At 69.1% G+C, this 24093-nt stretch carries 26 protein-coding genes and 2 tRNA genes; 12 read left to right on the top strand and 16 right to left on the bottom strand.

What is annotated here, in order from left to right; all coding sequences use genetic code 11:
- Positions 1-14 precede the first annotated feature (14 nt).
- The 5 genes from ASG60_RS02845 to ASG60_RS02825 all read left to right on the top strand — a co-directional run bounded on the left by ASG60_RS02845 (position 15) and on the right by ASG60_RS02825 (position 7013).
- Positions 15-3620 carry a glycosyltransferase gene (locus ASG60_RS02845; protein ID WP_056384179.1) on the top strand — a complete coding sequence of 1202 codons (3606 nt, stop codon included), beginning with the start codon at positions 15-17 and terminating at the stop codon, positions 3618-3620.
- Positions 3621-3715: 95 nt separating this feature from the next.
- Entirely contained in the window at positions 3716-4645 is a 930-nt protein-coding gene (locus ASG60_RS02840; protein WP_056384178.1) for an aldo/keto reductase, read from the top strand.
- Positions 4635-5354, top strand: a complete 720-nt coding sequence (locus tag ASG60_RS02835; RefSeq protein ID WP_056384177.1) for an NADPH-dependent F420 reductase — start codon at positions 4635-4637, stop codon at positions 5352-5354. Before ASG60_RS02840 ends, ASG60_RS02835 begins: the two co-directional genes overlap by 11 nt.
- A 56-nt stretch (positions 5355-5410) precedes the next feature.
- The gene (locus ASG60_RS02830; protein WP_156398776.1) at positions 5411-6703 is read left to right on the top strand and encodes an MFS transporter; all 1293 of its coding nucleotides are present in this window, start codon (positions 5411-5413) and stop codon (positions 6701-6703) included.
- A gap of 100 nt (positions 6704-6803) precedes the next feature.
- Positions 6804-7013 carry a hypothetical protein gene (locus ASG60_RS02825; RefSeq protein ID WP_056384176.1) on the top strand — a complete coding sequence of 70 codons (210 nt, stop codon included), beginning with the start codon at positions 6804-6806 and terminating at the stop codon, positions 7011-7013.
- A gap of 130 nt (positions 7014-7143) precedes the next feature.
- Here ASG60_RS02825 and ASG60_RS02820 read toward each other — a convergent pair whose 3' ends face one another.
- The 5 genes from ASG60_RS02820 to ASG60_RS02805 all read right to left on the bottom strand — a co-directional run bounded on the left by ASG60_RS02820 (position 7144) and on the right by ASG60_RS02805 (position 9216).
- Positions 7144-7332, bottom strand: a complete 189-nt coding sequence (locus ASG60_RS02820) for a hypothetical protein (protein WP_056166075.1) — start codon at positions 7330-7332, stop codon at positions 7144-7146.
- A 261-nt stretch (positions 7333-7593) separates the two neighbouring features.
- On the bottom strand, positions 7594-7794 hold the full coding sequence (locus ASG60_RS02815) for a hypothetical protein (RefSeq protein ID WP_056166078.1): 201 nt from the start codon (positions 7792-7794) through the stop codon (positions 7594-7596).
- A gap of 198 nt (positions 7795-7992) precedes the next feature.
- A complete protein-coding gene (locus tag ASG60_RS02810; RefSeq protein ID WP_056265112.1) occupies positions 7993-8178 on the bottom strand; it encodes a hypothetical protein in 186 nt (61 codons plus the stop codon).
- 24 nt (positions 8179-8202) lie between these two features.
- On the bottom strand, positions 8203-8358 hold the full coding sequence (locus ASG60_RS22430; RefSeq protein WP_156398765.1) for a hypothetical protein: 156 nt from the start codon (positions 8356-8358) through the stop codon (positions 8203-8205).
- Between the two features lie 405 nt (positions 8359-8763).
- Positions 8764-9216, bottom strand: a complete 453-nt coding sequence (locus ASG60_RS02805) for a hypothetical protein (protein ID WP_056166083.1) — start codon at positions 9214-9216, stop codon at positions 8764-8766.
- Between the two features lie 570 nt (positions 9217-9786).
- Between ASG60_RS02805 and ASG60_RS02800 the strand changes: the two genes are divergently transcribed.
- Positions 9787-10422, top strand: coding sequence for a DUF2059 domain-containing protein (locus ASG60_RS02800; protein WP_244473017.1), 636 nt, complete (start codon positions 9787-9789; stop codon positions 10420-10422).
- A gap of 154 nt (positions 10423-10576) precedes the next feature.
- Positions 10577-10834, top strand: coding sequence for a hypothetical protein (locus ASG60_RS02795; RefSeq protein ID WP_056166089.1), 258 nt, complete (start codon positions 10577-10579; stop codon positions 10832-10834).
- A 539-nt stretch (positions 10835-11373) separates the two neighbouring features.
- Here ASG60_RS02795 and ASG60_RS22425 read toward each other — a convergent pair.
- Complete coding sequence (locus ASG60_RS22425; RefSeq protein WP_156398764.1) at positions 11374-11511, bottom strand: hypothetical protein; 138 nt, start codon at positions 11509-11511, stop codon at positions 11374-11376.
- On the opposite strand from ASG60_RS22425, the gene ASG60_RS22420 reads away from it, so the two are divergent.
- Entirely contained in the window at positions 11510-12091 is a 582-nt protein-coding gene (locus tag ASG60_RS22420) for a hypothetical protein (protein WP_156398763.1), read from the top strand. The two genes, ASG60_RS22425 and ASG60_RS22420, sit on opposite strands and share 2 nt — an antisense overlap.
- Positions 12092-13000: 909 nt before the next feature.
- On the opposite strand, the gene ASG60_RS02780 is transcribed toward ASG60_RS22420, so the two are convergent.
- From ASG60_RS02780 to ASG60_RS23315, 6 genes are all read right to left on the bottom strand, one after another.
- Positions 13001-13075: transfer RNA gene (locus tag ASG60_RS02780), tRNA-Thr, on the bottom strand.
- 129 nt (positions 13076-13204) lie between these two features.
- Positions 13205-13663: an NUDIX hydrolase gene (locus ASG60_RS02775; protein WP_056166097.1), complete on the bottom strand. Its 459-nt coding sequence runs from the start codon at positions 13661-13663 to the stop codon at positions 13205-13207.
- 381 nt (positions 13664-14044) lie between these two features.
- Positions 14045-14512, bottom strand: coding sequence for a MarR family transcriptional regulator (locus ASG60_RS02770; protein WP_056166100.1), 468 nt, complete (start codon positions 14510-14512; stop codon positions 14045-14047).
- Between the two features lie 212 nt (positions 14513-14724).
- Positions 14725-16500, bottom strand: a complete 1776-nt coding sequence (locus tag ASG60_RS02765; RefSeq protein ID WP_056384174.1) for an ABC transporter ATP-binding protein — start codon at positions 16498-16500, stop codon at positions 14725-14727.
- Between the two features lie 143 nt (positions 16501-16643).
- Positions 16644-17225, bottom strand: coding sequence for a sigma-70 family RNA polymerase sigma factor (locus tag ASG60_RS02760; RefSeq protein WP_056263218.1), 582 nt, complete (start codon positions 17223-17225; stop codon positions 16644-16646).
- Positions 17222-17362 carry a NepR family anti-sigma factor gene (locus tag ASG60_RS23315; RefSeq protein ID WP_244473650.1) on the bottom strand — a complete coding sequence of 47 codons (141 nt, stop codon included), beginning with the start codon at positions 17360-17362 and terminating at the stop codon, positions 17222-17224. Before ASG60_RS23315 ends, ASG60_RS02760 begins: the two co-directional genes overlap by 4 nt.
- A 476-nt stretch (positions 17363-17838) precedes the next feature.
- Here ASG60_RS23315 and ASG60_RS02755 point away from each other — a divergent pair.
- Together ASG60_RS02755 and ASG60_RS02750 are read left to right on the top strand one after the other, a co-directional pair.
- Positions 17839-17914: transfer RNA gene (locus ASG60_RS02755), tRNA-Thr, on the top strand.
- Between the two features lie 96 nt (positions 17915-18010).
- Entirely contained in the window at positions 18011-18274 is a 264-nt protein-coding gene (locus tag ASG60_RS02750; protein ID WP_056166109.1) for a hypothetical protein, read from the top strand.
- 2 nt (positions 18275-18276) lie between these two features.
- On the opposite strand, the gene ASG60_RS02745 is transcribed toward ASG60_RS02750, so the two are convergent.
- From ASG60_RS02745 to ASG60_RS02730, 4 genes are all read right to left on the bottom strand, one after another.
- On the bottom strand, positions 18277-19035 hold the full coding sequence (locus tag ASG60_RS02745) for an HAD-IA family hydrolase (RefSeq protein WP_056384173.1): 759 nt from the start codon (positions 19033-19035) through the stop codon (positions 18277-18279).
- Positions 19029-19706 carry a ribulose-phosphate 3-epimerase gene (gene rpe / locus ASG60_RS02740; RefSeq protein ID WP_056384172.1) on the bottom strand — a complete coding sequence of 226 codons (678 nt, stop codon included), beginning with the start codon at positions 19704-19706 and terminating at the stop codon, positions 19029-19031. The genes ASG60_RS02745 and rpe overlap by 7 nt, the downstream gene beginning before the upstream one ends.
- A 72-nt stretch (positions 19707-19778) precedes the next feature.
- A complete protein-coding gene (locus ASG60_RS02735) occupies positions 19779-20639 on the bottom strand; it encodes a phosphoribulokinase (protein WP_056166118.1) in 861 nt (286 codons plus the stop codon).
- A 27-nt stretch (positions 20640-20666) separates the two neighbouring features.
- Positions 20667-21725, bottom strand: a complete 1059-nt coding sequence (locus ASG60_RS02730) for a class 1 fructose-bisphosphatase (protein ID WP_056384171.1) — start codon at positions 21723-21725, stop codon at positions 20667-20669.
- A 175-nt stretch (positions 21726-21900) separates the two neighbouring features.
- On the opposite strand from ASG60_RS02730, the gene ASG60_RS02725 reads away from it, so the two are divergent.
- Together ASG60_RS02725 and ASG60_RS02720 are read left to right on the top strand one after the other, a co-directional pair.
- Positions 21901-22857, top strand: coding sequence for a LysR family transcriptional regulator (locus tag ASG60_RS02725; RefSeq protein ID WP_056166124.1), 957 nt, complete (start codon positions 21901-21903; stop codon positions 22855-22857).
- On the top strand, positions 22854-24074 hold the full coding sequence (locus ASG60_RS02720) for an FAD-dependent oxidoreductase (protein ID WP_056166127.1): 1221 nt from the start codon (positions 22854-22856) through the stop codon (positions 24072-24074). Before ASG60_RS02725 ends, ASG60_RS02720 begins: the two co-directional genes overlap by 4 nt.
- Positions 24075-24093 lie beyond the last annotated feature (19 nt).

Raw genomic sequence — 24093 nt, 5'->3', positions numbered from 1 at the left:
AACACGCACACCCCATGGCGGATTTCTCGATCCTGCTCCTCGACACGGAGCCAGGCACGCACAATCATTACATCGTGCTCGCCATCGCCGACGCCCTGCGGCGCCATCCGCGGGTGGCGCGGGTGCATCTGGCGGGGCACGCCGACGCCCTGGCCACCCTCACGGACGAGGGGCTCGACACGGTGCTCGCCTTCGGCGGCGCGCGTAAGCACGCGCCCGTTCTCGGTCGCCTCGCCGCTCGGGCGCAGCTCAGCATCCTGTGGACCACGGAAGATCCCTACGAGCTCGCCGACAACGTACGCTGCTCCACGGGGTTCGACCTCGTCTTCACCAACGACAAGGCCAGCGTCGCGGCCTATGGCGGGCGCGCCCGGCACCTGCCGCTGGCGGCAGCGAGCCTGTTCCAGGACCTGCCCGTCCTCGGCGACGACCGGGACTACCTCTACGATCTGCTGTTCATCGGCACCGCCTGGCCGAACCGGGTCGCGAGCCTCAACGCGATCCTGGCGACCCTGTCGCGCGATCTCAAGGTCAAGCTCGCCCTCCCGTGGAACACCTATATCGGTCCGCCCGCACTCGACGATCCGGGCCTCGTCACCGACTGGCGCTGCGGCAACCGCGACTTCGCGCGGTTGGCCAATCGCAGCCGCGTCGTCCTCACCCTGCCACGGGTGTTCTCCGCCTCCGACCCGAACCAGGCGCAGGGCTCGACACCTCCGCCCCGACTGTTCGAGACGGCGCTCGCCGGCGGGTTCCAGGTGGTGATCTCGCCGGAACCCGAGATCCGCGACTATTACGAGCCCGATGCCGAGATCGCCCTCTGCGCCGACGACGCGGCGGGCGCGCGGATCATCGCCGAGATGCTGGACCGGCCTGCGGCGCGGATCGCGGCGGCACGCGCCGCCCGCGCCCGAACCCGGGCCGGACATCTCTACGATCACCGCGTCGCCGAGATCCTCGAAACGGCGGGCGGCCCGCACCGGCGGGCCCGGCCTGCCAAGCGGCCGGCTGTGCGCACCGTGCTGATGGTCAGCCACAACCGCACGGGCTATCGCGACGGCGGCGGCGTCGAGATCTACCAGGACGCCCTCGCGGGTCTCGCGCCGGATTACGCGATCCTGTTCCTGTTTCCCGTGCTCCACGATGGACGCTGGTCCCTGCGCCTCGAAGGGCGTGGTCTCGGCCAGACCATCGAATGCGGCGAGATCGGTCTGCCCAAGCTCACCGACCCCCATGTCGAGGGCGTGTTCGAACGCATCCTGTTCGAGCAGCGCGTGGACCTCGTCCACATCCACCACCTGCTCCACCTGCCGCTCAGCCTGCCCCTGGTGGCGCGGGCCTGCGGCGTGCCGGTGATCTACCACCTCCACGACCACCACCTCATCTGCGAGCGCTGGCTCCTGCTCGATCATGCCGGCCGCTTCTGCGACGTGGTGAACCGCGGGCGCGACCAGTGCGATGCCTGCCTCATCGCATCCAGCAACTACCCGCCGGGCGCCAAGGCGCGCCGCGACGGGTTCGTCTCGCTCCTCGTACGCGCCGTCGACCGGTTCATCACCAGCACTCCGGCGACGGGGGCCTACCTGCGGGCGTTCTACCCGGAGATCGAGGCCGACCGCGTCGTCGAGATCGCGATGCTGGCCCCCGTCGAGCCCACCCCCATCGTGCCCATGCTCCGGCCCGAGCGCGACGACGGTCGCCGGCTCACCGTCGCGGTGGTCGGCAACTTCGCCTCGCACAAGGGAGGCGACGAGATCGTCGAGCTCATGCGGATCTGCGAGGAGTACCGTATCCATTTCAAGGTGTTCGGCCGGGTCGACGCGCACCACGCCGGGCGCCTGCGCGGAATCGCGCCGGACCGGATCACCCTCTCGGGTCCCTACGAGCCGCACGCCATCCACGGCCTGCTGAGCGGTTGCGATGTCTCGCTCCATCTTTCGACGTGGCCCGAGACCTACGTCATCGCCCTGACGGAGGCGTGGCAGGCCGGTCTCGTCCCCGTGGCGACCGCCCTGGGCGCGCTCGCCGAGCGGGTGACGGACGGGGTCGACGGCTTCCTCGTCCCGCCCCACGATTCGGGGGCGGTGCGGGCAAGGCTCCTCGATCTCTACTACGACCCTGCCCGTCTCGCGCGGATGCGGAACGCGGTGCAGGCCAAGCGCTTTCCGACCGTGGCCGCGCATCTCGAAGCCGTACGACGCGTCTACGACGGGCTCGTGGCCGCGCGTCCATGCCCGCACGATCGGGTGCCGGACCGTCTGCGCGTCACCTTCGACCTGTCGCTCGCCGAGATGGGCCTGCGGGTGAACGCCCCGTCCTGGGTGTCGCGCGACATCCACTGGGACGGGACCTATGCCGCCGCCCTCGGTGCCACCGGGCGTGCGCGGCCCGCGACGCCCCTCCTCGACGATCTGCCCGCATCGGACCGGGCCCTGCCGGCCGTCGTGCTCCCCCTGACCCACGCGACCCTGGCCTTCGCCCGCGACGGCCTGCGCCTCGACGACAGGGAGATCGCGAACCCGGGCGGCCACGACCTCGTGCTGCGCCACCTCGCGGTGAAGGGCTGGCTGCACAGGCTCGACGCCGCGCCCGCCGCGCGGACCTACCTGCGGTTCACCGGACCATCGCGCACCGCCTACGCAGTCCTTCAGCCCGACGACCGCCCCGACGTGGCCGACAGCCTCGGCGATCCCGGCGCCGCGCGCTCCGGCTTCACCGGGACCATCGACGTCGCCGGCCTCGCGTTCGGGCCGCACACCCTCGACCTCGTCCAGGCCGGGCGCGACGGGCTGCTCGTGGCGCAGGGCTTCGGCCAGGTCTTCGCGGGGGGCGCGACGGAGGGGGCGCTGGTGCGGTTCGCCCGCGAGGCCACGCCGCCCGGTGCCGTCCCCGGCCCCGCCCTCCTCGACCTGCGTCAGAACCTGCCCGAGGCGGGGGGCGTCCTCTTGGCGGCGCCGGGCGACCTCTGGGGCATCGCGGGCCGGATCGAGGGTGCGGCGTTCGATCTCCCGTTGAGCCTCTGGCTGCACGGAGAGGACGGCACCGCATGGCGCGCCCGGATCGCCCCCGGGGCGGCAGGCGACGGCACGTTCCGCCTCGTCGCGGCCCTGACCGGCCTGGAGCCCGGCCGCTACGACATCGCCCTGCACGGCGGCGACGGCGTGCATCCCGGTGCCGTGCCCCGCCGTCTCGAGATCGTCGCGGGGCCGGGCCGCTACCGCCTCGACCGGACGATGCCGCCCGCCTTCCGCCGCCATTTCATCAAGCGGCTGAAGCGTGCGCCGGCCATCGAGCGGACGGAGCGGGTAAACCTCACCGGCCTCGGCGGGAGCATCGCGTGCCGGGGTTGGGCCTTCGCACGGGGCCTCGGCGACGTGCTGTGCACCCTCGCCGTCTGGAACGACGCGGCAGGCCGCCCGCAGGTCTGCGTCTCGGCGCGCCTCGCCCGGCCTGAGGTCGCCGCGCATCTCGGCACGGCCCAGGCGCTCGGCAGCGGCTTCGAACTCGCGGTTCCGCGCGCCGCGCTCCAGGCCGGCGGCGTGCGGGTCTTCCAGTGCTACCGGCGCCGGACAGTGGAGTTCACCGGCTTCGCCGCCGCCCTGCAACGGGCCGTCGGGTGACGCGTGTGTCGGCATTCACCCATGTCGGACACCCATGTCGGAGGCGGACCGGTGACCTAGATGGGAGTGCACGCCCGTCCCCGTGAGGAGCCCGCATGCACCCATCCCGACGCGCTTTCCTGGCCGGCACCGGCCTGCTTCCCTTGGCGGTGCCGCTTTTCGGATCCGCCGCATCGCCCGCGCAGGCGGAAGCGGCCGGGCTCCTGAGCCGGCCGATCCCGTCCACGGGCGAGCGGATTCCCGTCCTCGGGATCGGCACCTCGCGCCGCTACGAGGTCGAGCCGACGCCCGACAAGGTCGCGCCCTTGCGCGAGGCGGTCCGGCGGTTCGTGGCGCTCGGCGGCTCCGTCATCGACACGGCCCCGAGCTACGGCACGGCCGAGGACGTGCTCGGCCTCATCCTCCCGCAGGATGGTTTGCGCGATAAGGTGTTCCTGTGCAGCAAAGTCGGCACGCCGGGGCGTGAGGCCGGGCTCGCTGAGATCGAGCGTTCGTTCAAGCGCCTGAACACGCAGACCATCGACCTCGTCGCCGTCCACAACCTCATCGACACCGCCGCCAACCTCGCCACCCTGCGCGACCTCAAGGCGGCCAAGCGCATCCGCTATGCGGGGGTCACCGTGTGGCGCGACAGCCAGTTCGCCGATCTCGAAGCCGTCATGAAGCGCGAGACCCTGGATTTCATCCAGGTGAACTACGCCCTCGACGATCGGCTGGCCGCACAGCGCATCCTGCCGCTCGCCGCAGAGCGTGGCATGGCCGTGATGGTCAACGTGCCGTTCGGGCGCGACCGCCTGTTCAAGGCGGTCCAGGGCCGCGAACTGCCGCCCTGGACCGCCGAGTTCGACTGCGCGAGCTGGCCGCAGTTCTTCCTGAAATACGTCCTCGGACACGAGGCCGTGACCTGCCCGATCCCCGGCATGGCTAAGGTGGCCTATGTCGAGGACAACCTCGGGGCCGCCCGGGGCCGGATGCCCGATGCGGCCCAGCGTGCCCGGATGGAGGCCTTTGTCGATGCGCTCTAAACTCGTATCCCGCCGCGCGGCCCTCGCGCTCGCCGCCTTCGTCGCCAGCGGGAGCGCCTGGGCCCAGTCCGCCGCGCAGCCCGCACGCATCGGCATCGTCGGTGCCGGCAACATCGGCGGCACCATCGGCGGCCTATGGGCGAAGGCCGGGCACGAGGTGATGGTCTCCTCCCGCCACCCCGAGGAGCTGAAGGGCCTCGTCGAGAGCCTCGGTCCGAAAGCCCGTGCCGGGACTCCGGCCGAGGCCATCGCCTTCGGCCACGTCGTGCTGATCGCGGTGCCCTACAAGGCCTATCCGCAACTGAGCGCCGACCACGGCGCCGCCCTGCAGGGCAAGACCGTGATCGATGCCGGCAACGCGACCCAGGCCCGCGACGGCGAGGTCTACGCCGAGGTGAAGGAGAGCGGCATCGCCGCCGTCTCGGCCAAGTACCTGCGCGGCGCCCGGATCGTGCGGGCCTTCAACGCGGCGAACTACAAGGTCTTTGCCAAGAACGCGCATCGCGACGGCGCCCGCATGGCGATCCCCCTCGCGGGCGACGATGCCGGAGCCGTGGCGACCGTCGCCAAGCTGGTGACCGAGGCCGGCTTCGATCCGGTGATCGTCGGGCCCCTTTCCAAGGCGGACAGCTTCGCCATGGGGTCGCCGGGCTTCGGGCACGACCTCACCGCCGCTGAATCGGGCGCGCGCCTCGGGGTGGCGCGTTGAGCGGCCTCGGCGGGGCGGCGGAGCCCGTCCCCGCCGAGGGCCGGTCGCGTTCGTGGCTGGGGCGCCTCGTCGATGTCCGGCCGGGCGAAGTTCCGGCGCTCGCGTGGTCCTGGGCCTACATCTTCTCGATTCTCGCCGCCTACTACGTCCTGCGCCCGATTCGCGACCAGATGGGCATCGCCGGCGGGATCGAGAACCTGCCCTGGCTGTTCACCGGCACGCTCATCGGCATGCTGGCCCTGAACGTGCCCTTCGCCTGGCTGGTGAAGACCCTGCCGCGCGCCCGGTTCGTGCCCCTGACCTACCGCTTCTTCGCCGCCAACATCCTCGTCTTCGCCGTGTCGCTCTACCTCGCCGGTCCTGAAGGCGACGTCTGGATCGGCCGGGCGTTCTTCATCTGGCTGTCGATCTTCAACCTGTTCGTGGTGTCGGTGTTCTGGGCCACCGTCGTCGATGTCTTCTCGACGGAGCAGGGCAAGCGCCTGTTCGGCTTCATCGCCGCCGGTGCCACCCTCGGGGCCATCGCGGGCTCGGCCACCACCGCGATCCTCGCCCGCGACGTGCCGACCTGGGCGCTCCTCATCGGAGCGGCTGTTCTGCTGGAGGTGGCGGTGTTCAGCATGCGCGGCCTCGCACGCCTGTCGGACCGTCTGCACCAGCGCCCCGTGGCCGGTGACGTGGCTCCGGCCGACGCCATCGGCGGCAGCGCGTTCGCGGGCATCACCCGCACGTTCCGCTCGCCCTACCTCCTCAACATCGGCCTGTTCCTGCTGCTGTTCTCGGTGACCTCGACGTTCCTATATTTCGAGCAGGCCAAGATCGCGAAGGAGAGCTTCGCGAACCGCGGGGCGCAGACGGCGTTCTTCGCCAGCGTCGACCTCCTGGTGAACGCGCTGACGCTCGGGGTGCAGTTCTTCCTCACCGGCCGGATCGTCCGGCGCATCGGCGTCGGGCCGAGCCTCGCCCTCCTGCCGGCGGCCAGCGTCCTGGGTTTTGCCGCCCTTGCCGTATCGCCGACCATCTCCGCCATCGTGGTGTTCCAGGTCCTGCGGCGGGCCGGCAATTTCGCCATCGCCCGGCCGATCCGCGAGGTTCTGTTCACCGTCGTGCCGCGCGAAGATCGCTACAAGGCGAAGAACTTCCTCGACACCGTGGTCTACCGCACCGGCGACCAGATCGGAGCGTGGTCCTTCGCCGGGATCGGGGCGCTCGGCCTCGGCTCCACGGCGGTGGCCGTGACCGCGGTACCGCTCTCGATCGCATGGTTGCTCAACAGTCTCTGGCTCGGCCGCAGGCAGGAGGAGCGCCAGCGGAGGGGGGAAGATCCATCGGGTGGGGAACGTCCCTGAGCCGATCGCCCGAGCTACGAAGGCGGTGGAATCGACGGTTGCGGTCGTCCGAAACCGTTTCGACGCCCAGTGCGTTGCTGGCAGAACGGGAGAGCGACGCATGTCCGATCTGACCGCCTCGAACCAGAACCTGCCCGAATCGACCTACGATCAGGAACGCGGCGCGCGCGAGCGGCACTCCAAACCCGACGTGGGCGGAGCGGCGGTCTCCCCGCGCGACGCAGACCATGACACCGTACGGGCGACCCCCGAGGGGCCGAGCGATCGACCCGGTACGGAAGCCGAGGACGTGTCCCGCCCGCGCGAGTAGGCTGGACACCAGGGCCCCGGCTCCGAGGTCGGGCCAGGTCGGTGACATCGCCGAAGGGGTGGGTATCGGGACGGCCTGCAGCACTCGGCCCCAACGCAGGCCGTAGGCCGTCCACGATGTGGGACTGTACTCAGCCGAAGGAACTGAATCCCTCGAAGCTTTCGGTATGGGCGGCCGACAGGTCCGAATCCTCCGCGGGGGCCGGCGACAGGTCTTCGGCCGGAAGGTCCGGCCTGCTTTTCAAGGGGGTTGGATAGATCTCGTCAGAGACGGATGCGAGCGTCGAGGCAGAGCGATCGGGCTGCACGTCTTTGGTCATCCAGGCTCCTGGGGTGCTGCGCCGCGCTTACGGCGAAGCTTTCGATACTCCGTTCCGTCCTGATTCGGGAACCGCCCACAGGTTGCAGGTGCCATGAGCGGCGGTTCTGCGTCGGAGCCGTTCGGCCAAATTCCACCCGATGCGGCTCTGGAAATGGGCGCTCATACCGGTTGATCGCTTCATGATGCGGATTTCGGCTTCGCTCAGGCGCCGCGCGGGCTGCCCGAGACTGTTCTCCGAACGGATGATCCGGAGACGGTCTCAGTCCTGCTTGGCCTTCGCGATCGCCTTCGAGACGGCCTTGAGCAGATCGCCACCGGCGGCCTTCACCATCTCTTCCTCGGAGATGCCTTCGTCGTCGGCATCCTGCAGCAGCTCGTCTAGGTGGGTCTGGGGGGGCTTGTCGGGGTCGAGGTTGTCCGCAACCCAATCACGGAAGAATTCCTTGGCGATCTGACTCATCGTGCCGCTCCGTTGCGGCGGGCTGAATAGATCACCGGCCAATTCGGCGCGAGACCTGTCGTGCGGAGGGTGAGCCTCGCGGCATGTGCAATCTGGTCGCAAACCCGCGTGTGCCGGGGAAGAAGGACAACCACAAGCCGGAAACGGTCCTGTTCGGCCCGGAGCCTGGACAACCCCGACCGTCCAAATCGAACCGCATCAGCCAACATCGCTCCCGGCGGTTTCGTGCCCGATCTCACCATCGGGAACCGTCCAGCCCCGTGCCCAGGTCTCATGCTCCTCGGAGCCCTCGGGATACGGGTTGGCGGTGAGCGGATCGCCCCGGTCGCGCGCGTACCGACCTTCCTGGCTCACGGCGGCGGGGGAGCGTTGGGGAAAGGCCATGGTTCGGGTCCCCGAGAGAGGCGCTCAGGAATTTGCGGCGTCGTTGGGGACCGGCCTGTCCGGCTGCGCGTCGGTCTCGGCCGGCTTCGGATGATGGCCCGGCTCGGGCTGCTGCGGCGCCGGCGAGCCGGCATCCGGCGTCGCGTCCACTTGAGACGGTTTCGGCTGATCGTCTGCCATCGTCTGCTCCTGAATCGGAAGCCCTTGCCGTGCGGCAAGTCATCGTTCTCGATCTCGCTATCCTCGGTGACGGCGAGGCGGTATTCGCTTCGCCGACGCCAAGCATATTCTAAGGTTAAACCTGCATCGACTACCTTCGATCCCCCGGGGCCGCAGACATTTTTTCGGTTTCGCCCTCTGCCTCGCATCACCTGCGTTCCGGCAGAGATCGCGAACGTCGGGCGAAAAGGGCCGGCAAAGCCGGCGTCTCGCCGTAGAGAAAGAGAGCGAAGAACAGCCCCGTCATCATCACCGGGCCACGGCCCGATCCGCTCCGGTCATCCGCCCGACCGTCGCAGGGCCGTTCGTCGCTCGTCCCCTGCCCGGCGCAGCCGTGGATCGGCTGTCCCGAGGCTCGAGACGCGGCTACCCTGCCGGAGCGGTCAGGACCAGCTTGCCTTCGAAGGGAGCCTTCTGGTTGCTCGTGGTGGTGCAGGCGTAGGTTTCCGTTCCAGCCTCCATGGTCCGGATCTTCAGGACGCCTTGGCCATTCGCCTTCACGAGGTACCCCTTCTCGCTCGACACGTGGACGAGCGAGCCGTCCGCGTGGAGAACGTGACCCTTCTCGAACTGGCCGGGTGCCGTGATGGTGACGGGCACGTTCGCCGTGCTGACGATGTGGAGCTCGACGTTCGTGTTGGCCGGAAGCTTGAGCTCGGCCGGGGCACAGACGGGCTTGTCGCCATCCATCGTGATGGTCAGCTCCCCCTGGACCGTGGTGCTGCTCGATGGGGCCGGGAGCGGCTTACCCTGGGCGAGGACCGGCCCCGCCGAGACCATGGCGGCAAGCGCACCAAATCCGATCACTGCATGACGCATGAAGCAACTCTCTATCCGTTCCTGGACTGTGACGGGGAAAGAGGGCCGAGGATCGGCGAGTTCCTGTTTGCGGCAGCGCGCCGCGGCAACCCGACGGCCCATCACCGACCTTGCGGCGGCGTTCCCTTACCGCAGATGCCCGGCCTCCCGCAGCGCCTTTTCCACTTCCTCGCAGACTCTCCGCATCCCCTCGTCGTTCCGGGGCGACGGCGGTCTCGCGGGTGCCTTCGTCGCCTCCCGTTGAGATTGCGCGGGCCGGGTGTTCTCGGCCGCCCGATCCGCGCCAGCACCCGCGATGGCGCTCAACAATCTCGCAAGCATTCGCGCGCACCCCATCCGTACCCGTGAAAGTATTCGAATGGGATTGGATTCGTTCCACGACCCGGAGGCCGGTCCGACCATGGGCGCCTTTCGGCCGACCCATTCGAAGCCCGGCACCGGTTCCGTGAAGAGACGAATGCGGCGAGGACCGTCGGCGCGTCGAATAGCGGACCAATCCGGCCGCCGGGGGCTTGGCGTCTGGCATACCAGATGCGATAGTCCCTTGCCCTTCCCAGGGCATCCTCATATGTGACCACCTTCACCCGCCCGGTTCCCAGCCCGGCGGGTTCTTCTTTTGGAGTGCCCCGTCTCGCGGGTGCCAATGTTGGAGGAACGCTTTTGCTGAACCAATTCGGCCGCATCGTCGCGGGCCTCGCCCTGTGCACGTCCCTCGCGAACGGGGCGTACGCACAGGCGGCCCCGTCCCCGGACAAGCCATCGGCCTCGGCGACGCAGGATCCGGCGACTCTGAAGGTGGCGCGCGAGGTCGTTGCCCAGATGCAGGGCGACCGTGTCACCACCCTGAACGCGATGGCCGCTCCCATGGCCGGCATGATGCAGCAGATGGGCGTGCGCGAGCCGGAGCGCGCGCAGGTGATCGTCCGCGAAGCCGTGCTTCCGATGCTGACCGCGCACTACGACGAACTCCTCGATCTCCAGGCCCGCAGCTTCGCGACGGTCCTCTCCAAGGATGATCTCCAAGCGGTGGGAGCGTTCTACGCCTCTCCGGCGGGCCGGCGCTTGGCGGCTGCCCAGCCGCAGCTCGCTCAGGCGCAAATGACCGGGACGACGCAGTGGATGCAAGCGCTGATGCCGGAGATGCAGACCAAGATCATGCAAGTCATCAAGGCGCATGGTTGGGGTCCGGGCGATAAGCCGAAATGATCCCCACGCCCGCCAAGCCCGCCCAGGCGGGTTTTTCGGGTCAGATCGCCTCCGGGTGTGACACAGCGGTCAGGAAACTTCGGGGCGTTCCGGAGTTTGTTTCGAGCTGAGCCGGCGAAGATTGTCCCGCCGTCGGCCCAATCGAAAGTTCGCCATGAGAACACTCATCCTCGCCACCGCCCTGTTCGCCGCCACCCCCGCACTCGCGCAGGTCGGCCCTCCGGGTCAGCCGGGCGCTCCCGGTGTCGTCGTGCAGAGCGAGCCGAACAGCACTGGCAACGACGCCAACATCGCCATCTCGCGCGGTGCGACCGGTGCCGACACGGCGACGACCGATTCCGCCGCCGGTGGGAACGCCTCGCGGCCCGAACAGGCGATCCCCAACGGCAGCGCCAACGGCGGCGGTCGCTAACCCTTCCATCGGTTCGGATCATCATCACCCGCCCGGCTCACGCCGCGGCGGGTTTTTTTTGGCTCATCGCTTCGAAGGTCGGACTCACCGGACCTGGGGTGAAGGACTGATCGGAGAAAAAGTCCGAGCCCGGAAACGATCGGGGTACGGTCACGGGCGCGGTGCGGGCGACGACGCGGAACCGTCGGCCCTACCGTTCTCCTTTCCGAGGGTGTTCGCCGTGCCGTTATGATCGGAGGGACGTCCGCCGGGGTTGTCGCTCCCGCCCCTGGAGGACCCGATCGTGCGGTTGTCCGCCTTGTCGCCGTTGCTCCTGAGATCGGCGGCGGTGTTCCCGTCGCTGGTCGCCGGGGCGCCACCCGGGGTCTGCGCGTCGGCGGGCCCCGTCAGCGAGAGAATCAACGAAGTCGCGAGGGCAAGGGCCGTCCATTGGAGGGCAAGGGTCGTCCTGTGCATGAAGCGTTCCGTCGTGTGGAGAGGTTCAGGCGAGAAACGCCGTCGGGCACGCCTTTGTTCGCGGCCCGGGCGAACCGTCGCGGCTACTTCGTGGTCTCCTTCACCCCCGTTTCCGGCGCCGGAACGGTGTTCTTGGTGGCACCGCTGCCGAGAAACAGGAGGGCGATCACCACGGCCAGGGTGGCGATCGCGGCAACGAAAGCGAGGAACCAGCGGGGCATGACGATGTCCGTGGGGGAAGGGTCGGAAGGCTCACGTCCGCTTCTACAGGATTGCCGAAGGCACCGCTGCTCGTTTCGAGACCGTGATCGCCGGTTCGAGCGCGACCGCGACGGGTTCGTTCATGAGCCCGATGGGCCGGACGGATCGGGGGCGTGGCCGTGCGGCGAAGGCGGCGGTTCGGTCTCCGGCCCCCGGTTCGTGTCGGAACCCGCTCGGTCGTCGGAACGTGATGGCGCTTCGCATCGTTGGGAACTTTGGGAAACGCCTTCGGAGAAACCAATGAAGAATTTTTGCATGATTGCCATCGCGGCGGCCGCTGTGATCGCCACGGGATCGGCATCCATGGCTGCGCCCTGCGCCGTCGGAACGACGACGAACGCCCAGGGCCAGAACGCGTCCACCGACAAGACCTCCAAGGCGGATGGTCCTTCGGATGCGAAGGTGACTCCCGGCGCCAAGGCCGAGTCGCCCGGCACGGTCGGCGCCATGTCCAACGTCGGCGGCAACACCCAGCCCGGCGCGGGCGAGAAGAAGCCGGCCGAAGGCCAGGTCGTCAAGCCGGGCAGCAACGACTGCTGATTTCACCGGACACGTGAAGGAGCATTCCTTCATTGTTATTCAAGAACCCGCTCGGCTTCGGTCAGGGCGGGTTTTTTGGGTGATCGCTTCGATTGGCTCAGGTGTACTGTCCAACGCCGATCGGATTCGGATGAAGGATCGAGGCTCGCAGGAGCGGGTTCGACGCGCGCCGGCCCGGCTGAGCCACCTGGTCGATGTGGGCGCGGTCGATGCCGGGGGCCGGAGGCGGACCACGGATTATTGCGTCCCCTGAATCCGTCTACCCCATAGATCCCTCGAACCCGAGATGATCTTCCCACCTTGCCCGCCCGGAGCGATCCGAGGCGGGTCTTTCGTCGTGCGGACGGATCAGGGGCGACCCGCGACGTCCGATCGAGACCGAGGCCTCACGGTTCGTCGGGCCTCCTCCCGAAACGGTGCCGTCCGAGGCCCGGACACGGGTCAATACAGTTGGTTCGCCCAGCGCTGGAAAACCTCAAGGGTCGATCCGCCGCCGGCCTCGCCCTGGCGCGCCGGTCGGATGCCGGCGCGGTAGCGGCCCGGAGGCTTCCGAACGCGGCTCGGAAGGCTTGGCTGCAGTGGCTCTCGCTGACGAAGCCGCAGGCGAATGCGAGCGCTGCGACCGACCGCCCTTCATGGGGCCGACGCAGGGCCTTGCGAAGGGTCTCCAGCCGGCGTGGCTGAACAAAGCGTGCGATTCCGCCCTCGTCGGCGAAGGCCTGATGCACCGCACTGAGCGACAGGAGACGGCCAGATGTGTCCCATGCCGGAGGGTTGAGCTCCGGGTCGGGAAAGGCTCAAGTTCCCCCGCGCTCACCCTTCGCCGATGTCGCGGGCCGGGTACACGTCACCGTGCCTGCCGGAACGCTTGGCCAGTCCGCGGTGTGGGGGTTGAGTGATTGATTGTGATGGTGCTGCTGGACAGGATTGAACTGTCGACCTCCTCATTACCAATGAGGTGCTCTACCACTGAGCTACAGCAGCGGGGTGTCCGGGGTTCGCCGCGGCGTCTCCGTCTGGACGAGCGGGGGATTAGCCCATCGTTTCCGGCTTGGCAATCGCCTGGGCGGACTCAATCGCACCGCCGGTGAACTTTCGTGTCGGCTTCCGATTTCAGCGCAACACATCGGCGTCGCGCTTGCACGCGGCACGGATGATCGCGGCGAGGCCCGGTTCGGCCACGGCATCGGCGGCCTCGGCGGGCGAGAACCAGTGATCCTCCCGCTCGTCCTTCTCGGGCCACGATTTCAGCTGCTTGCGCACTTCGAGCGGGAAGACCTTGACCTGACACAGGACGGAATCACGGCTCTTCAGGCGCTTCTCGTAGAGATAGAAGCCGAGCGGACGCTTGCCGATGGAACCGATGAGCCCGGCCTCCTCGTAGGCCTCGCGGGCGGCCGCCTCGAAAGGCTTGCGCCCTTTCATCGGCCAGCCCTTCGGAATCACCCAGCGTCGGCTCTCCCGCGAGGTGATGAGCAGGATGGTGTAGGTTCCGTCACGCATCCGCCGGTATGGCAGTGCGCCCACCTGCCGCCGAGGCTCGCGGTCCGTGTCGGCCAAGGTCGCGTTCATCGGGGACAAACGCCCGGGAGCCTTGCGGGTTCGCCGGACGGGCGCTTTCCCGTGCTCGTCCGCCGGGCAGGAGGCGTCGGTGCTCCGGCCATGAGACCGACGAGACGGCCGACTTCGTTCGCGTTCGGTGTCCGCACCGCTGGTCCTCGAAGATCGATGATCGAACGAGGGCATAGCCGCCGTCCGCTCCCGGTTCCATGGAGATACTTACCCGGCTAAAATAGGGCGGTCCGAGACACACCGATGCCGCTGTCGCGAACGGCGCGCGGATGAGGGGAGAGACCGCGACGCCGAAGGATTCCTGGCGTGCCGCAGCCGAATGCCCGGCTTCCGCCGCATCTCCTGAGCCCGAAGACCCGGCGGAACCCCTGCGAGGGGCGGTTACCCGGCGGCGCTCAGATTCTCGATGAGGGCATTGAGGTCGGCCCGCATGGCCTGGACTTCGGGTTCGGACATGTTGAGCTGGCACATCACCGATTCCCGCACGGTCGTGGCCTCGCCCCGCAACGCCCGGCCTTGCGGGGTGAGGGCGATCTCGACCTCGCGCTCGTCCGTGCGTCGCCGGCTGCGCAGGAGGAACCCCGCCGTTTCGAGGCGCTTCAGGACTGGCGTCAGGGTCCCGGAATCGAGGCGCAACCGTCGGCCGATCTCCGAGACCGTGATGCCGTCCGTCTCCCACAGAACGAGGAGGACGAGATATTGCGGGTAGGTCAGGCCCAGGCGCTCGAGCATCGGACGATAGGATTTCGTCATGCGATGGGCCGCGGCGTAGAGGGCGTAGCAGAGCTGATTGTCGAGGAGCAGGGGATCGATCTGCGGAGGCGTTTCTGGAGCAGGAGCGTCGACCATGCCAAACCATGCCATCTGTTCCCGGGCCGTGAATGGAGCGGCTGGGACCCTGCCGAAAAACCGGGCCGGGAAACCTGTGACGAAAAATCTGTCCGGGAGAACAGGATAGCCGACCTGGGACGTTCCGGTATATGGCCGATCCACCCCCATCCGCGGTGAATATACGCATATCCCGGACCGGCCGGCGTTTTTTGCTTGTGAGGCCGCTCCCGTCACGCTTCGGCGGGCGCGGACATGCGAGCGGCCGCATCCGGCATCACCGTCGCGAGAGGACCGGAGGCCACGAGGCGCCCGCCATCGAGGACGTGGACCGTATCGGTGCCCGCGAGGCTCGTGAGGCGGTGGGCGATGAGAATGATGGTGCGGGTGCCGTTCAGGGACGCGAGGGCACCCATCACCGCCGCCTCGGTCTCGCCGTCGAGGGCGCTGGTGGCTTCGTCGAACACGATCACGTCGGGGTCGTGGTACAGGGCCCGGGCGATGCCAAGGCGCTGGCGCTGACCGCCGCTGAGGCGGATGCCGCGCTCGCCGACACCCGCATCGTAGCCCCCGTCGAGGCCCAGCGCGACCTCGTGGAAGCCGGCGAGCCGCGCGGCCCGCTCTACGGCGGCCCCGTCCACGGCTTCGGGCGAAACGCCGAGGGCGATGTTCTCGCGCACGGAGGCGTCGATGAGGAACACGTCCTGGGGCACGTATCCGATGCGGTTCTGCCAGGCCGGCAGGGTCTCGGCGTCGAGGGGGACGCCGTCCACGGTGACGGACCCGGTGGTGGGCGTGAGGAGGCCGAGGATGACCCCGACCAGGGTCGACTTGCCCGATCCCGTGCGGCCGACGAGACCGACCGTGGTGTTGACGGGGATCGTGAGATCGATGTCCCGCAGGGTCGGACGCTCGGGCGTGTAGTCGAAGCCGATGCCGGTCAGGCGGATGTCCCTCCGAAACGGCAGGCGCGTCGCCGGGCGCGGGCGCGGCGTCCGCTCGCCGGCGAGTTCGTCCACCACCATCCTGACGGCCGGGAGGTAGAACCGCAGGAGGGCAAGCGACGTGAAGATGTTCTGGAAGGCCGGCAGCATCCTGTAACCGGCGAAGGCGAACAGGCCGAGCAGCGGGAGCAGCCCGGCGGTGTCGAGTCCCTGGGAGAGGGCGAACAGCACGACCACGATGACCCCGCCGAAGGCCAGGGATTCGATGACGAAGCGTGGCAACTGGCCCGTGAGCAGGCTCGCTGCGGTGGCCTTCGCGTAGGCCCGGGCGGGCCCGTCGAACCCGGCGGCGAAGGCTTCGGCCCGGCCGTAGAGCTTGAGTTCGGTCAGCGCCCCGAAGGTCTCCTGCACCACGCGGTAGCGCCGCTCGTTGTCCGCCACGGCCCTGGCCCCGAGGCGGGCGAGGCGCACCCGCATGACGAGGTAGAGCAGCACGTAGAGGCCGCCGAAGCCGCCGCCGAGGATCAGGGCGAGGCGGGGTGCGTAGAAGATCAGGAAGGTGACGACGGCGAGCGCCGAGACGCTGCGCGAGGCGATGACCGTGGTGGGGGTGAGGACGCCGACCACGAGGCGGTCGGTCTCGCTCAGCACGTTCTTGGCGAGTTCGGCGCTGTTGGCATGGGCGAAGAACAGGCGCTCGCGGTCGACGTAGCGGGCGAGCAGGCGCCGGGCGAGGCCGTAGCCCGTGAGGTTGGTGAACAGGAGCTGCGCGAAGGTGAGGCCGGCATTCACCACGCTGGTGGTGAGGATGGCGGCCAACGCCGCCCCGCCCGTCACCATGAGGAAGGTGCGGTCGTCGGTCAGGCCGAGGCCGTCGCGCAGGGTCGCGAGATAGGGGATGCGGCTGGCGGCGGACGGGTCGCCCACGAGGGTCAGGAACGGCACCACGGAGGCGACGCCCACCACCTCGAACAGGGCGGCGCAGGCGAGGCCGAGGGCGATGAGGGCGAGCCGGCGCCGGTCGCGCGGCCGCAGGACGCGCACGAGGTCGATCAGGGCGCGCATGGCGGGGCTCCTCGGGTGAAGGCTCCGGCGGCCCTGCGGACGAGACCGTCACGATCGGGGGCGGAGCCACTCGGCCCTGCCCCTTAGAGGATTTTGACGCCCATTGAAGCCGGCCGACCGCGAATCGCAGCCGGCCGGCCCGGTCAAGGGCCCGAGCCGGCGGCCGCGCGGGTGAAGGCGTCGGCGCCGATGTCGTCGGTGCCCGTCATTCCCAAGGTCTCGATGAGACGGCCCCGGGCGCGGCTGACCCGGCTCTTCATGGTGCCCACGGCGACACCGCAGATGGCGGCGGCCTCCTCGTAGGTGAAGCTCTGGGCGCCGACCAGCACCAGGGCCTCGCGCTGGCTCAGGGGAAGGCCGTCGAGGGCGGCCTGGAACTCGCGCATCTCCACCCGGATCTCCTGCTCGGGCAGGCTGGTGAGGCGAGCCGCATGGACACCGTCGCCATCCTCCACCTCGCGCTTGCGCTTGCGCTGTTCCGAATAGAACAGGTTGCGCAGGATGGTGAACAGCCACGCGGTGAGGTTGGTGCCGCGCTGGAAGCTGTCGGCCTTGGTCCAGGCCCGCACGAGGGTGTCCTGGACGAGGTCGTCGCTGCGGTCGAGGTTGTAGGTCAGCGAGTACGCGAACGCCCGCAGGGCCGGGATGGCGCCGAGGAGGAGATCGCGCATCTCGGCGTCGGCTCCGCCCTGGGGGGCAGCCGGCCGGATCGATGGGCACGTCATTGGGACCCCTGCGAATCGGATTGCGACGACAGGCTGTCGAGGAGCGCCGTGAAGCGATCCGGCAGCGGCTGATGGAGGACGTCCCCGTAGAGCAGGCGCAGGTTGCGCCCGATCCGGCGCCGCGCTTCGCGTCCCAACGGCGGTGCCGGTTCTCGGACCGTGGGCGGCAGAGCTGGAATGATCCCCGACCCGTCATGCGGAGCTGCCGTTGCGGGAACGGCGTCGAGGCCTGAATCGCTCGCGTGTCTGGTCATCGCTGCCCATTGTCCGAGGGCGGATGCGCGGCGCCGTGCTTTCGTAAGGCATGCACCGCCGGCCCTGCGTATCGGGGCCGTATCCGAAATCCTATCGACGGCGGTGCTAACGAAGAGCGATTTAACGTGTACTGAAAAATGCATTCATCGGATCTTAAGCCCCTGAATCCGGAGGCTTGTTTCCGAACTGTTGCTGATCGAAAACACAGGCCGATCAAGCTCGGCCATAGGGAAGGCTTAAGCGGAGCGATCTGTCTGTTCGCTGAACGCGTGTCCTGCCGGCGCGACCCCGCGGTGTACGGGCAGGGAGAGGCCGGGGCTTGCGCAGGGCGGAGCGCGCTGGTAGCGCAACCTTCAGCGCCGGTTTAGCTCAGCTGGTAGAGCAACCGCCTTGTAAGCGGTAGGTCGCGAGTTCAAGTCCCGCAACCGGCACCACTTTTTCCGATCCAGATTCGACCGCCCAACACTGGGTCGTCATTCCGGCGCACCGCATGCATTGCCGTGGCCGGCCGTTCCGGCCTATCCCACCCCATGACCGAAAAGCTGACGATCCTCGCCCTGTGCGATCTCGGACTCATCGCGGAGGCCGAGGTGGAGGCCGCCATCGCGGCCTTCATGGCCGATCCGATGGCGCTGCCCTACACGTTCAAGGAGGGCTACCGGCTCAATCTCGGCAAGGCGATACGCCGACACCCGGGTGCCAACGACTTTGTCAACCGCTCCGACGCCGGCCCGCAGCTCAAGCGCCCGTTCGTGCGCGCCGCCATCCTGCAGGCCCGGCCCGAGCGGGAATAGGTCTACGCCTCGGCCTCGCGGGTGTCCTGCCAGGCCCGGAGGCCCGCGAGGGTGACGACGTGACCGGGCCAGGCGGTGCCGGACAGCAGCGTATGCGGCGCGTCCGGTTCGCCGAGGTCCGAAACGGCCGAGAACGCGCCGTCGAGGCGGTGGGTCCCGGTGTAGCGGCTGCGGGTGGCGATGACCGGCAGCCCGGCATCGAGGGCCGAGCGGATGCCGGCCACGGAATCCTCGAACGCGATGGCCTCGGAGGCATCGACGCCGAGGCGCGCCAGGGCGAGTTCGAACACGTCGGGCGCGGGCTTCTTGCGGGCGGCCTCGTCGCCGCAGGCGATCACGTCGAACGGGACGTCGCCCCGGGGGAAGTTCATCCGAAGCAGGGCCTCGACGTTGGGCCGGCTCGTGGTGGAGGCGACGGCGAGACGCAGGCCGGCGGCCCGGGCTTCCGCGACGAGTCGGGCGATGCCGGGGCGCAGGCCGAGGCGCCCGTCCTCCACCAGTTCGCCGTAGATCCGGGTCTTCCGATCGTGGATCTCGGCCAGGCGTGGACGAAGGGCGGGCAGATCCCCGGCATGCCGGGTCTCGACGTAATGGGCGAGGCGCTCCTTGCCGCCCATCACCGCGAGCAGGTCGGCGTAGAAGGCCGAGTCCCAGGACCAGGGCAGGGCCATCTCGGCGAAGGCCTGGTTGAATGCCTGCCGGTGGAGGTCTTCCGTTTCGGCCAGCGTCCCATCGACGTCGAAGATCAGCGCCCTCAGCATGACACCGGATCGCCGCCGGCATTGGCGCGGATCGCCGCGATCCGGTCGGCGTAGCCGGCCGGGCCACCCTTGAACACGGCGTTGCCGGCCACGAACGCGTTCGCGCCGGCCCGCGCCGCGAGCCCCACGGTCTCGGGGGTGATGCCGCCATCGACCTCGATGTCGAGGGGACGGCCGGCCGCCATGGCGCGGATGCGGGCAATGGTCTCCAGGGTCGAGGGGATGAAGCTCTGGCCGCCGAAGCCCGGATTGACCGTCATCACCAGCACGAGGTCGACCATGTCGAGGAGGGGTTCCACGGCGGAAGCCGGCGTGCCGGGGTTGAGGGCGATGCCGGCGCGCTTGCCGAGGTCGCGGATGGTTTGGAGCGAACGGTGGATGTGGGGACCGGCCTCGACATGGACCGAGATGGTGTCGGCCCCGGCCTCGGCGAACGCCGCGAGGTAGGGATCGGCCGGGGTGATCATGAGGTGCACATCGAAGGGTTTCGTGCTGTGGGGCCTGAGCGCCTTCACCACGGCGGGCCCGAAGGTGAGGTTGGGCACGAAATGCCCGTCCATCACGTCGAGGTGGATCCAGTCGGCCCCGGCTTCCGAGACGGCGCGCACCTCGGCGCCGAGCTGGGCGAAATCCGCCGAGAGGATCGAGGGCGAGATGATCGGGCTGGTCACGGTTCTGTCCTCTCGGGCGCGCGGCGCCCTTCAACGCGTGCGGCGTGCGCCTCACGCCAGGCGGCGCGGTTCCTACGCCATACGGCGCTTGCGCTCGACGAGTTGCATGATGATCGGGGTCAGGATGAGCTGCATGGCGAGGTCGAGCTTGCCCCCCGGGATCACGATGGAATTCGCCCGGCTCATGAACGAGCCCTGGATCATCGAGATGAGGTAGGAGAAGTCGATCCCCTTGGGGTCCTTGAACCGGATCACCACCAGGGATTCGTCGGCGGTGGGAATCCACCGGGCGATGAACGGGTTCGAGGTGTCCACCGTTGGCACCCGCTGGAAGTTGATGTCCGTCCAGGTGAATTGCGGGCAGATGGTCTGCACGTAGTCGGGCATCCGCCGCAGGATCACGTCGGTGACGGCCTCCGTCGAGTAGCCCCGGGTCGAGCGGTCCCGGTGCAGCTTCTGGATCCATTCGAGGTTGATCACCGGCACGACGCCGATCTTGAGGTCGGCGTAGCGGGCGAGATCGACGTTGTCGTCGACGACGCAGCCGTGCAGGCCTTCGTAGAACAGGAGGTCCGAGCCCGGCGCGAAGCTCTCCCACGGGGTGAAGGTGCCGGGCCGCGTGCCGTAGAGCTCGGCGGCGGCCGCGTCGTGGACGTAATGCCGGGTGCGGCCCGTGCCCGATTCGGCGTAGGTGCGGAACACCTCCTCCAACTCGGGCAGGAGGTTGGCGCGCGGCGCGAAGTGGCTGAGGGTCGGTTCGGCCGCCATGGCCTTGCGCATGGCGATGCGGTCCAGGGCGTGGAACGCGTCGCCCTCGATATAGACGGCGCTCACGTCCTCGCGGCGGAAGATCTGCTCGAAGGTGTTGCGCACCGAGGTGGTGCCCGACCCTGACGAGCCCGTGACCGAGATGATGGGATGACGCGACGACATGCGTTCTGGCCCAGGCGACCCCTACCGCTAGCCGCGCATCAGGCCGCGCTGCCCGAACAGGGGCGAGCGCCCGGCCGCCGGATTGCGGCCGCCATAGTACTTGGCCACGCACGCCACCTCGTCGGCCGAGCCGAAGATCAGCGGCACGCGCTCGTGGATGGCGCTCGCGCAGATGTCGAGGATGCGGCGCTCGCCGTCGATGGCGCCGGCGCCCGCCTGTTCCATGAGGAAGGCGATGGGAGCGGCCTCGTAGAGGAGGCGCAGGCGCCCCTGCGCGTAGCCCTTGCGATTGTCGCCCGGGTACAGGAACACGCCGCCGCGCAGGAGCACGCGCTGGGCGTCGGACACGAGGGAGCCGAGCCAGCGCATGTTGAAGTCCTTGTCGAGGGGGCCTTCCGCGCCGCGCAGGCAATCCTCGATATAGGCCTTCACGGGGGTGTCCCAGTGGCGGGCGTTGGAGGCGTTGATGGCGTATTCCTTGGCCGCAGCCACCACCTCCATGCGCGGGTGGGTCAGGCGGAAGGCGCCCTCCGCCCGGTCGAGGGTGTAGGTCTGCGTGCCGTTGCCGAGGGTCAGCACCAGGGAGGTGGCCGGGCCGTAGGTGACGAAGCCGGCGGCGCGCTGGAGGGTGCCGGGCCCCGTGAACGAGCCGAGGGGGTTCTCGGGCGTCGAAGCCGTCGGCCAGATGCCGAAGATCGAGCCGACCGCCATGTTGACGCCGATGTTCGACGAGCCGTCGAGGGGATCGATGGCCACCGCCAGCGGTGCGCCGGGGTTGAGAAGCATCACCCCTTCGGATTCCTCCGAGGCGACTTCGGAAACGGGCGCCCCGCGCAAGGCCTCGGTGAAGCGCTCATGGGCCAGCACGTCGAGGAATTTCTGAACGTCGCCGTCGCTGTTCTGCGCGCCCTGGGCGGCGAGGTCGCCGGCGAGGGCACCGCGCCCGATCACCGTGCTGACCTCGATGGCCGCCGTGGCGCAGGCCGCGATCACCTCGGCGACATCGGACAGCGTCGGGTCGGCGGCGACGGCCGCGGCGAGGCACGCATCGAGGCGAGACCCGATCTCCAGAGATCCCATCGACATCGGCTCACCTTCTCTCAGGATTCATCGTCCGCACGTAGGCCACCGCCCACGCCGCGTTTTCATCTCCTTGCCACGAGTGGGCCCGTGACAACCAGAGCGCCGGAGGGCGCGTCCTCATCAAAACAAGGAATTTGAAAAAACTTGCGGGCGGTTCCAAAAAAACTAAAACCGGCCCATGCGCAACCTTTCCCTGAAGCAGCTCCAGGCCGTCGCGGCCGTCGCCCGACTGGGCACGATGACCCGGGCGGCCCAGGAACTCAACGTCACCTCCGCCGCCCTCTACGCGCGCATCCGCCAGTTGGAGGAGGAGGCGGGCCTGCTGCTGTTCGACCGGACCCCCACGGGCCTCCGGCCCACGGATGCCGGCCGGGAGATGCTTTGGGCCATCGACAGCATCAACACCGTGCTGGAGACCTGCGCCGACCGGCTGGAGACCCTCAAGGGCGGCGCTGGCGGGCGGGTCGCCATGGGCGTGGTCTCCACGGCGAAGTACTTCGCCCCCGGCATCATCTCGGGCTTCGTCGGCACGCATCCGGCCGTCGAGATCAACCTCGCGGTGGGCAACCGCGGCAACATGGTCGAGGCCCTGCGCAACTACGAGATCGATTTCGCCATCATGGGCCGGCCACCGCGGGATTTCGCCATCGAAGCGGAGACCTTCGGTGTCCACCCCATCGTGGTCGTCGCGGCGCCGAGCCACCCTTTCGCCGGCCGCACCGGATTGACCCGGGAGGATCTGGCCCAGGAATCCTTCCTCGTGCGCGAGGAGGGGTCGGGCACCCGCACGGTGTTCGAGGAGTTCATGAACGGCATCATGATCAAGCGGGCGCGCCTCGGCATCGATTCGGGCTCCAACGAGACCATCAAGCAGGCGGTGATGGCGGGCTTGGGCATCGCCCTCATCTCGGCCCACACGGTGGCGGCCGAACTCGGAAGCGGCCGCCTCGTCCTCCTGGACGTTCAGGGATTGCCGATCCGGCGCGACTGGTACGCCGTGCGCCGGGCCGACAAGGTGCTCGGCCCGGCCGCCGCCGCGTGCTGGGATTACGTGGTCAAGGATGGCGGCCGCTGGCTGCCGCAACTCGCCCTGGTGCCGCGGGTCTCGGCGGTCACCGCGGAGTTCGAGGCGTGAGCGCGGGCGTGGTGGTGGTGGGTGCCGGGCAGGCCGGCTTCCAGCTCGCCGCGTCCCTGCGCGAGGCGGGCTACGCCGATCCCATCACGCTGCTGGGCGACGAACCGGATCTGCCGTATCAGCGGCCACCCCTGTCGAAGGCCTATCTCGCGGGCAAGACCGACGCGTCCGGCCTCGAACTGCGCCCGGCGGCGTATTTTTCGGATCATCGCATCCACCATCGCCCCTCCGTGCGGATCGACGCCATCGACCGGGCGGCGCGGCGCGTGCTGTGCGCCGACGGGACGGCCGTGGCCTACGATCACCTCGTCCTCGCCACGGGCGCGCGCAACCGGGCGCTGCCGGTCCCGGGCGCCGACCTGGCCGGCGTGTTCCAGCTGCGCGGACGTGCCGACGCCGACGGTCTGAAAGCGGCCCTCGCCGATGCCCGTTCGGTAGCCGTCGTCGGAGCGGGATTCATCGGGCTCGAATTCGCGGGCATCTGCGCCGCGCGCGGCCTGTCCGTCACCGTTCTCGAATCGGCGGAGCGGCCGATGGCCCGGGCCGTCTCGGCCGAGACGGCGTCGTTCTTCACCCGCGCCCACGGGAATGCCGGCATCCGCTTCCTGTTCGGGGCGGGCGTCACCGCCATCGAGGGGGAAAAGGGTGCCGAGACCGTGCGCCTGCGCGACGGCTCATCCCTCGCGGCCGATCTCGTTCTCGTCGGCATCGGCGTGATCCCGAACCAGGCGTTGGCCGAGGCGGCCGGACTCGCCGTCGGGGACGGCGTCCACGTCGATGCGTTCCTCGCCACCGACGATCCCGCCGTCTCCGCCATCGGCGATTGCGCCCGCGCTCCGAGCCGCTTCGCCGATGGCGCGTCCGTCCGGATCGAATCGGTGCAGAACGCCCTCGATCAGGGTCGGTGCCTCGCCGCGCGCCTCGTCGGCCGGCCCGCCGCCTACGACGCAGTGCCGTGGTTCTGGAGCGACCAGGGTCCGCACAAGCTGCAGATCGCGGGCCTGTCCGCTCCGTCCGACGCGGCCGTGGCGCGGCCCGTGGCGTCGGGGCTCTGCGTGTTCCGCTTTCGCGAAGGCCGGTTGTCCGCCGTCGAGACCGTGGATCGCCCCGGCGACCACATGGCCGCGCGGCGCATCCTTGCGCAGGGTCGGACCTTGAGCCCCACCGCGGCCGCCGATCCCGCCCACGATCTCAAGGCGCTGGCGACGGGGCGGTGACGTCTTAAGCAGGGTCTCG

This window comes from Methylobacterium sp. Leaf469 (genome assembly GCF_001424745.1).
Classification (GTDB): domain Bacteria; phylum Pseudomonadota; class Alphaproteobacteria; order Rhizobiales; family Beijerinckiaceae; genus Methylobacterium.
This window is presented reverse-complemented; position numbering and strand designations above follow the sequence as displayed.

What these genes read in the sequence shown, in the direction of transcription:
- ASG60_RS02845 (WP_056384179.1), top strand. Translation starts at nt 15, where the DNA reads ATGGCGGATTTCTCGATCCTGCTCCTCGACACGGAGCCAGGCACGCAC.
- ASG60_RS02840 (WP_056384178.1), top strand. Translation starts at nt 3,716, where the DNA reads ATGCACCCATCCCGACGCGCTTTCCTGGCCGGCACCGGCCTGCTTCCC.
- ASG60_RS02835 (WP_056384177.1), top strand. Translation starts at nt 4,635, where the DNA reads ATGCGCTCTAAACTCGTATCCCGCCGCGCGGCCCTCGCGCTCGCCGCC.
- ASG60_RS02825 (WP_056384176.1), top strand. Translation starts at nt 6,804, where the DNA reads ATGTCCGATCTGACCGCCTCGAACCAGAACCTGCCCGAATCGACCTAC.
- ASG60_RS02820 (WP_056166075.1), bottom strand. Translation starts at nt 7,332, where the DNA reads ATGACCAAAGACGTGCAGCCCGATCGCTCTGCCTCGACGCTCGCATCC.
- ASG60_RS02815 (WP_056166078.1), bottom strand. Translation starts at nt 7,794, where the DNA reads ATGAGTCAGATCGCCAAGGAATTCTTCCGTGATTGGGTTGCGGACAAC.
- ASG60_RS02810 (WP_056265112.1), bottom strand. Translation starts at nt 8,178, where the DNA reads ATGGCCTTTCCCCAACGCTCCCCCGCCGCCGTGAGCCAGGAAGGTCGG.
- ASG60_RS22430 (WP_156398765.1), bottom strand. Translation starts at nt 8,358, where the DNA reads ATGGCAGACGATCAGCCGAAACCGTCTCAAGTGGACGCGACGCCGGAT.
- ASG60_RS02805 (WP_056166083.1), bottom strand. Translation starts at nt 9,216, where the DNA reads ATGCGTCATGCAGTGATCGGATTTGGTGCGCTTGCCGCCATGGTCTCG.
- ASG60_RS02795 (WP_056166089.1), top strand. Translation starts at nt 10,577, where the DNA reads ATGAGAACACTCATCCTCGCCACCGCCCTGTTCGCCGCCACCCCCGCA.
- ASG60_RS22420 (WP_156398763.1), top strand. Translation starts at nt 11,510, where the DNA reads ATGACGATGTCCGTGGGGGAAGGGTCGGAAGGCTCACGTCCGCTTCTA.
- ASG60_RS22425 (WP_156398764.1), bottom strand. Translation starts at nt 11,511, where the DNA reads ATGCCCCGCTGGTTCCTCGCTTTCGTTGCCGCGATCGCCACCCTGGCC.
- ASG60_RS02775 (WP_056166097.1), bottom strand. Translation starts at nt 13,663, where the DNA reads ATGAACGCGACCTTGGCCGACACGGACCGCGAGCCTCGGCGGCAGGTG.
- ASG60_RS02770 (WP_056166100.1), bottom strand. Translation starts at nt 14,512, where the DNA reads ATGGTCGACGCTCCTGCTCCAGAAACGCCTCCGCAGATCGATCCCCTG.
- ASG60_RS02765 (WP_056384174.1), bottom strand. Translation starts at nt 16,500, where the DNA reads ATGCGCGCCCTGATCGACCTCGTGCGCGTCCTGCGGCCGCGCGACCGG.
- ASG60_RS02760 (WP_056263218.1), bottom strand. Translation starts at nt 17,225, where the DNA reads ATGACGTGCCCATCGATCCGGCCGGCTGCCCCCCAGGGCGGAGCCGAC.
- ASG60_RS02750 (WP_056166109.1), top strand. Translation starts at nt 18,011, where the DNA reads ATGACCGAAAAGCTGACGATCCTCGCCCTGTGCGATCTCGGACTCATC.
- ASG60_RS02745 (WP_056384173.1), bottom strand. Translation starts at nt 19,035, where the DNA reads ATGCTGAGGGCGCTGATCTTCGACGTCGATGGGACGCTGGCCGAAACG.
- ASG60_RS02735 (WP_056166118.1), bottom strand. Translation starts at nt 20,639, where the DNA reads ATGTCGTCGCGTCATCCCATCATCTCGGTCACGGGCTCGTCAGGGTCG.
- ASG60_RS02730 (WP_056384171.1), bottom strand. Translation starts at nt 21,725, where the DNA reads ATGTCGATGGGATCTCTGGAGATCGGGTCTCGCCTCGATGCGTGCCTC.
- ASG60_RS02725 (WP_056166124.1), top strand. Translation starts at nt 21,901, where the DNA reads ATGCGCAACCTTTCCCTGAAGCAGCTCCAGGCCGTCGCGGCCGTCGCC.